The organism is Candidatus Neptunochlamydia vexilliferae, assembly GCF_015356785.1.
In the GTDB taxonomy this organism is placed as follows: Bacteria; Chlamydiota; Chlamydiia; order Chlamydiales; family Simkaniaceae; genus Neptunichlamydia; species Neptunichlamydia vexilliferae.
This window is the reverse complement of record NZ_JAAEJV010000027.1, coordinates 21104-27372: the sequence shown is the minus strand read 5'-3', so window position 1 is coordinate 27372 and position 6269 is coordinate 21104. Positions and strand designations below refer to the sequence as shown.

The window sequence follows — 6269 nt, the reverse complement described above, 5'->3', positions numbered from 1 at the left end:
CCAGAGAGGCCAGCCAACAAAGAAACCCACGATGAGGTGGATTTATCAACTCTTTGAGGGAGTTCATATTCTCTATAAAACAACCGATCAAGGGGTTGCCGAAATGGTACTAAACCTCAATGCAGTGAGGATAACCATACTCAGCTTAATGGGACCGGTATACCAAAAAATATATGAGGATGCAGCATAACCTGCGGAACATGGGATTTGATGCGAAGCCTTGTAAGGGCAGCTTAGTCAAAGTCAAGGGGGAGAAGTCATCAAGAACAGAGCTCCCCCCTGCCCCGAAAGCGCAGAAAAAACACTATAAATTATTTTAAACCCCGAATTGGGAGAAATTTATAAACTTTCATCTTCTAGTCGAGCCAAATCGGCGGCTGGTCGGCTGGATTTTTTCGACCCAGCTTACTTAAAATTGTTACAGCGGGAAAGCCTCGCAAAAGGAATCTATTGATTTACCCAGTCGGTTCTGGTAAAATTTGGTTTTTTAAATAAGTAGTAAAGGTTTTTTAAGGAGCGCTAAAGAATGGATCTAAGAGAAGAAGAGCTAGAGGTTGCTGGATACGAGAAAGTGGTCAAGGTGACTGAAAAGGAATCGGGACTGCAAGGGATCATTGCGATCCACAATACGACTCTCGGCCCTGGGCTGGGAGGAACTCGGATCTACCCTTACAAGAGCTTTGATGAAGCGCTCAATGATGTTCTCCGTCTTTCAAAGGGGATGACCTATAAGGCAGGAATGGCAGGGGTTGGTCTTGGAGGAGCGAAAAGTGTCATCATCGCCGACCCAAAAACCGAAAAAAGTCCAGAACTCCTAAAAGCCTTCGGGAAAGCGGTTGACCACCTTAAAGGAAAATATATCTGCGCCGAAGATGTGGGATGCTCTCCTGAAGATATCGATACCATTCTTCAGGCCACCAAATATGCTTGTGGCGTCCACAACCTGCGGGGGAGTGGGAACCCAGCTTCTTTCACCGCTCATGGAACATTCCTCGGCATCCAATCGGTCCTTCAAGAGCTTGATGGCAACGATTGCCTAGAGGGGAAAACGGTTGCCATTCAAGGAGTGGGAAGTGTGGGTAAACGGTTAGCCGAACGCCTTTTCTGGGCAGGAGCCAAGCTCATTATCTCCGATATCGACCTCGATGTGATCGAACACTTTGCGCACCAATTTGATGCTGAAAGGGTCCCTGCCGAAGAGATCCTCTTCGTCGAATGTGATGTTCTTGCTCCCTGCGCGATGGGGGGAGTCATCAACCAAGAGACGGTTCCCAAGCTTCGCTGTCGCGCCGTTGCTGGAGCTGCCAACAACCAACTCCTTAAGCCAACAGATGCCGACCACCTAGCAGACAGGGGAATCCTCTATGCTCCCGACTTTGTCACCAACGCTGGAGGGCTCATCAATGTAATGAACGAGCTTCAACGCGATGGCTATAATGCAACCCAAGCGCGCAACATGATCCGGGAGATCTACCACCAGCTCCTCGAGATCTACGAAGTGGCTCAGCAAAACCAGATCTCCACGCACCAGGCAGCGGTCAGTATCGTCGACCACCGCCTCGATAAGGGGATCGGCAAACGGACCGACGAGCTCTGCTTCCACTTTGCAACCACAGGCTAAACCATCCAAGCGGGGAGGCAGATAATTCTCTCACTTTTCTCAATTTTAAAGGGACCATTGTAGAGATAGATCCCCCATTTTACTTTGGGTTCTTTATCCATGAACCCCTTTAAGTGGCGCACTTTTTGAGGGATGACTGCCGAAGCGAATGTCACCTCAATCGGGATGACCTCTGCCCCCACTGAAATGACAAAATCAATCTCAGCCCCCCACTTGTCCGCCAAAAGTAAATTTCATGGCTTTCTATGAGAGAGTCGGTCCAAGTGAGCAGCTCATTGAGCACCCAGTTTTCAAACCGATGACCCAATAAGCCTGTACTATTCAAAACCTCATAATCTCCAACACCTGTGAGGTAGCTGACAAGACCATTATTGATTAAGTATCCCTTAGGGGATTTTACAATCCTTTTTAGGGTACTGTTAATATAGGGGAATATCTCTTGATACTGCATTGTTGCAACGAGATATCCTCGGTACTTAATCAGTGTGTTCCTTGCGCAGTGGAGGGCATTAATGAGCCTTTGATCATCGCGAAGAGAACCTGTCTGTTCAGCGCAAGCCTTCATCAGTTTTTGGTATAGGCTAAGATCAGAGATCGATTCGATAGCGCGCACATCATTTTCTAGATAGGTTTGCAAGTAGTTTGCCAAGTATCTCAGCTTTTCTTTAGGAGTCTCTTCCTCTAAAACTTCAGGGAGCCCACCCCAAACCATATGAATAGGGAGCATCTCGGTTAAGATCTTAGCAAATGGTCTCCGCTTTTCAGCGAACTCTTGAAGCTTTGCTTCATCGAAAAGGTAGTTAAAAACCGAGTCAGAGGGGAGTAAAGCCTCTGGATGGAGCAGGCTGGCCATCTCTTTTAGGTTAAACTCACGCAGGTGCATCAGCTCCACCCTTCCTGCCAAAGACTCAGCTCCAAGCTGGTGCAAATTTAGATGCCCAGAACCTGTGAGGATAAACTTGATTCTATCTGCGTCTTTATACTCGTCGTAGATCGCCTTGACTTGCTCAAAAAGCTCAGGGCACTTTTGCGCTTCATCAACCGCTACCCAGATCTTTGCTCCCTTCCCGATACGCTGCAGAGCCTTTTCCTCGATCATCTGCTCTAGCTTCTGATCGGCTATCCGCAGCCGCTCATCCCGCCTGTCCATATTAAAAAAGACCCATTTTCTATCGGGATGCTCAGCCATATAGCCTCTAAGGAGAGTTGATTTACCTACCCGCCTTGCTCCCAAAAGAGCTGTGACCCTAGGACGCTCAAAAGAGGCCTTGATCTCAGCCTCATTGACCCTTTTTTTGATTGTTTTACCCATACTTGACACTTTTGCTGTGTATTTCTTTCAATCCAATGAAAAAATTACATTGCAATTCTGTCAAGCGGCAGTCGAAATTAGTGGCTTTCAAGGAAAATTTCACCTTGAGAGTCTGGGATTATAAAAAAGGCCCTATTTCCCTAACGTCAGTCGGTAGACGAGAAGATTTCTCCTCTCGTCTCCTCTTAAAGCCGTGCAAGTGCTATTTCAGGTACAAGGGAGCCCAGATACTTAGGAGCTGGGCAAGAATAACTCCTTACTCCCTTTGCAGGAAGGGGTAAAAAAATATTGCCAAAGAATCTTAGGGCCTCGTTCACCTTTGCACACACTTTTCTCTAAGCACTGAAGATAATCTTCTACACCACGAATTCCACTTGGACCACATTTAGATATCTTCATCACCGCTAGGACATTCTTTTCCAGGAAAATTGCTCCCACAGGAGTCTCAAAAAAGGCGCTTAACTCCTCATTATCGCTCTCTTTTTTCCTCCAAGATCTCATGGTTGAATTTGGGACTTCAAGGAGTTTAGCAACACATCTTTCAGAGTTTTTGTGATGTTCGAGGTTCATGAACTCTTCAAAAGCAACAACTTTTCTAGAGACAGTCGATTGGGATCGATATACTTTTTTACACTTTTTTCTTGAATTTTGATCAGTGTTTTCCGATAATGCTTTCATAGAGTCGTCGTATTTTGTTTTTTTGTTGATTATGCAATATAATATGTCGACTCTATTTTACTATATACGATCTCCCATCAATCCTGTTAGAATCTCTCTCTTATAAGTGTGCGAACTTTTTACCTGTAAAGGTGAACAAGGCCCATGTTTTCCTTAACTTCCCTTGGTTATCGAGGGTCTTTCCGAAGTGTCCAAAATCAACTTGTCCTTCTTGCCCCGGCTCGGCATGAAATCGGATTGTGATGTCTTCCCTTTTTTTTATCTTACCAACGTATCCTTTGACAGTGGGGTAAGCGACACAGCACCCTTGATCTTTTAACTCTTCATGGACCCTTACACTCGACAAGCCCATCTCTAAAAGCTCAAGAATTTTCTCCCTGTATGGATCTAAAAGACTCTTTCTAGGTTTCTTATCTGGTTTTGACTTTCCTTGTTCTAACGCTTTAATGACATTATGAACCGTTTTCCAGTCATGGTTGGTAAGGCGGCTAATTTCAATAGGTAAACCACTAGTTTGACTAGTAGACTGCCAAGGCTTGGCCTCTGATTCAGTAAAAAAAAGACGATGTCGATATTATCCTTGTTGGCTTGACGGGTCAACAAAAGGAAAATATATGATAATATCGTCTTATGAAAGCTTAACCCATTCTAGATGGAATTGCAAATACCACATAGTATTTATTCCAAAATGTCGCAAAAAAGCACTGTATGGAAAGGTACGAACATTTTTAGGTCCTGTGTTCCATGAATTGGCGTCACAGAGAGGATCTAAGATAGTCGAGGGCCACATGGTGCAAGCCCCTGATACTTTAGGAAAGTGGAGGGTTAGAAAAAATGGCAGCCCTTGGGGCTGCTCCTAACCGTTAAGCTCCTCGCTCTGCGAGGACGTTATGACTAGAGTTTTAAGTATAAATATGACAAAATAATTTTTAATTAAAATGAAGGTTTGCAAAAACCTGCAAGATCCGTTAAAATGGGTACAGGTAAATATGAAGCAAGGTCACAAAAAGAGATAGGAATTGTTATGGTATGCATGCTCACCTTTGAACAACTCTGCAAAAAAATGAGTATAGAAGAGCTGTGAAGGCCAAAGATGAAGAGCTCATAAGAAAACTTGGAGAAGAGTTCAAAGATGACATAGAAGTCATAAAAATGGCTTGTGAACAAGACCTTGAAGAAGAAAACTCAAGGATTGCAGCTGCCTATCAGAGAGGCTTATAGGGAAGGGGTTGCCCTTGCAATGCTTAATAGGGGCCACTCGATTAAGGAAATTATGGAAGAAACTAAGCTTTCTCGAAACAATTGAATCTCTTAGTCAGACAGAGGAAAAATAAAAATGAGCCGCTATTTAAACCCAACAAATGACGTTTCTTTTAAAAAGCTTTTTGGAACAGAAAAACATAAACCTTTGCTTATTAGCTTTTTGAATTCCGCTCTATCTCTAGAAGGGGATCGAAAAATCAAAGAAGTCACTCTTCTTCCAAAGGATCAAGCACCTCTCATTAAAGAAACGAAAAAAAGTGTTCTTAATATCAAGTGCACAGATGAGCGAAATATTCAATACATTGTTGGAATGCAAAATAAGAGTGCCCCTGGATTTATCAAGCGGACCCAGTTTTATCTTGCTCATAGTTACGTTTCTCAATTCCCTGAAGGAGCTGAGTACGTTGAGCTAAAACCCGTTATCCTTCTTGCCATTGCAAACCATGTTCTATTTCCTGGGAAAGAAAAGGTGATTTCCTATCATAAAACCCTTGATACAGACACATTAGAGCATAATCTAGAAGATATGTCTTATGTTTTCATTGAACTTCCTAAATTCAAGAAAAAAGAGGAGGAGTTAGAAACGGTCCAAGATAAATGGTTGTACTTCTTTAAAAACTGGGGAAAAACAAACGAAGTTCCTTCTAAAGTGCAAGAAAAAGAGCTGATAGAAGCTTACCATTCGATGGAAGAGTACAATTGGAGCACGGCTGAAAGAGAGGCATACATTCAGGCAAATATGGCCTTGACTGACGAATATGATGCTAGAAGAAAGGAACGTAAAGAAGGAGTTGAGGAAGGGCTCGAAAAAGGACGTCAAGAAAGAGATCAAGAAATCGCCCAAGCTATGCTTAAAGATGCTCTTCCCGTACAGCAAATATCGAAGCTCACTGGACTTTCAAGCAAAGAAATCGAGTCGCTCCGCTAGTTTTTTCTAGGGCAGGGGGATAAAAACCCCTGCTCTCCCAACGTCTGATAATTAATGTTATGTTTGTTAACCCCGCTTAACCAAGAGGAAGTTATGGGCAAATGGAAGAAATCACCCCAAGACCTGATCGATCGGTTCTACGAAACACTTGAGGCCTTTGAAGCCGCCGAGATGCGGAAGATGTTCGGCTACCCCTGCTCTTTTGTGAATGGGAACATGTTTACCGGACTTCATGAAGAGAACTGGGTCCTCCGTCTTCCCGAAGGAGCCCGCGAAGAGATCACCAAGCTGGGCGCTGAGCCCTTCATCCCCATGGGTCGCCCCATGAAACAGTATGTAATGATCCCCCCTGCGATCCAACAAGACCAAGAGGCCCTCCAAGGCTGGATCAGCCGCTCCCTGGCTTTTGTCTCCTCTCTCCCTAAGAAAGAGCCTAAACAAAAAACAAAGAAGAAGTAACCCTCTTT

Annotated in this window: 6 protein-coding genes and 2 pseudogenes; 6 read left to right on the top strand and 2 right to left on the bottom strand. The window is 44.1% G+C overall.

The annotated features are described in order from the left end of the window. Both NEPTK9_RS09700 and NEPTK9_RS05630 read left to right on the top strand, forming a co-directional pair. A pseudogene (locus NEPTK9_RS09700) lies at nt 1-190 on the top strand (IS1634 family transposase); the annotation flags it as partial. Between the two features lie 336 nt (nt 191-526). Further along, a complete protein-coding gene (locus tag NEPTK9_RS05630; protein ID WP_194847859.1) occupies nt 527-1621 on the top strand; it encodes a Glu/Leu/Phe/Val family dehydrogenase in 1095 nt (364 codons plus the stop codon). A 151-nt stretch (nt 1622-1772) separates the two neighbouring features. Here NEPTK9_RS05630 and NEPTK9_RS05625 read toward each other — a convergent pair whose 3' ends face one another. Beyond that, nucleotides 1773-2933: an ATP-binding protein gene (locus tag NEPTK9_RS05625; RefSeq protein ID WP_194847858.1), complete on the bottom strand. Its 1161-nt coding sequence runs from the start codon at nt 2931-2933 to the stop codon at nt 1773-1775. A 231-nt stretch (nt 2934-3164) separates the two neighbouring features. Beyond that, complete coding sequence (locus NEPTK9_RS05620) at nt 3165-3611, bottom strand: hypothetical protein (protein WP_194847857.1); 447 nt, start codon at nt 3609-3611, stop codon at nt 3165-3167. Between the two features lie 614 nt (nt 3612-4225). Here NEPTK9_RS05620 and NEPTK9_RS05615 point away from each other — a divergent pair. From NEPTK9_RS05615 to NEPTK9_RS05600, 4 genes and pseudogenes are all read left to right on the top strand, one after another. Beyond that, nucleotides 4226-4346 (top strand): annotated as a pseudogene (locus NEPTK9_RS05615) (transposase); the annotation flags it as partial. Nucleotides 4347-4691: 345 nt separating this feature from the next. Beyond that, on the top strand, nt 4692-4832 hold the full coding sequence (locus tag NEPTK9_RS05610; protein ID WP_194847855.1) for a hypothetical protein: 141 nt from the start codon (nt 4692-4694) through the stop codon (nt 4830-4832). A 115-nt stretch (nt 4833-4947) separates the two neighbouring features. Then, nucleotides 4948-5802: an Rpn family recombination-promoting nuclease/putative transposase gene (locus tag NEPTK9_RS05605; RefSeq protein WP_194847854.1), complete on the top strand. Its 855-nt coding sequence runs from the start codon at nt 4948-4950 to the stop codon at nt 5800-5802. 93 nt (nt 5803-5895) lie between these two features. Beyond that, nucleotides 5896-6261, top strand: coding sequence for a TfoX/Sxy family protein (locus NEPTK9_RS05600; protein ID WP_194847853.1), 366 nt, complete (start codon nt 5896-5898; stop codon nt 6259-6261). Nucleotides 6262-6269 lie beyond the last annotated feature (8 nt).

Excerpts from the sequence above, each read along its gene's own strand:
- NEPTK9_RS05625 (WP_194847858.1), bottom strand. The coding sequence starts at position 2,933 with ATGGGTAAAACAATCAAAAAAAGGGTCAATGAGGCTGAGATCAAGGCC.
- NEPTK9_RS05605 (WP_194847854.1), top strand. The coding sequence starts at position 4,948 with ATGAGCCGCTATTTAAACCCAACAAATGACGTTTCTTTTAAAAAGCTT.
- NEPTK9_RS05620 (WP_194847857.1), bottom strand. The coding sequence starts at position 3,611 with ATGAAAGCATTATCGGAAAACACTGATCAAAATTCAAGAAAAAAGTGT.
- NEPTK9_RS05630 (WP_194847859.1), top strand. The coding sequence starts at position 527 with ATGGATCTAAGAGAAGAAGAGCTAGAGGTTGCTGGATACGAGAAAGTG.
- NEPTK9_RS05600 (WP_194847853.1), top strand. The coding sequence starts at position 5,896 with ATGGGCAAATGGAAGAAATCACCCCAAGACCTGATCGATCGGTTCTAC.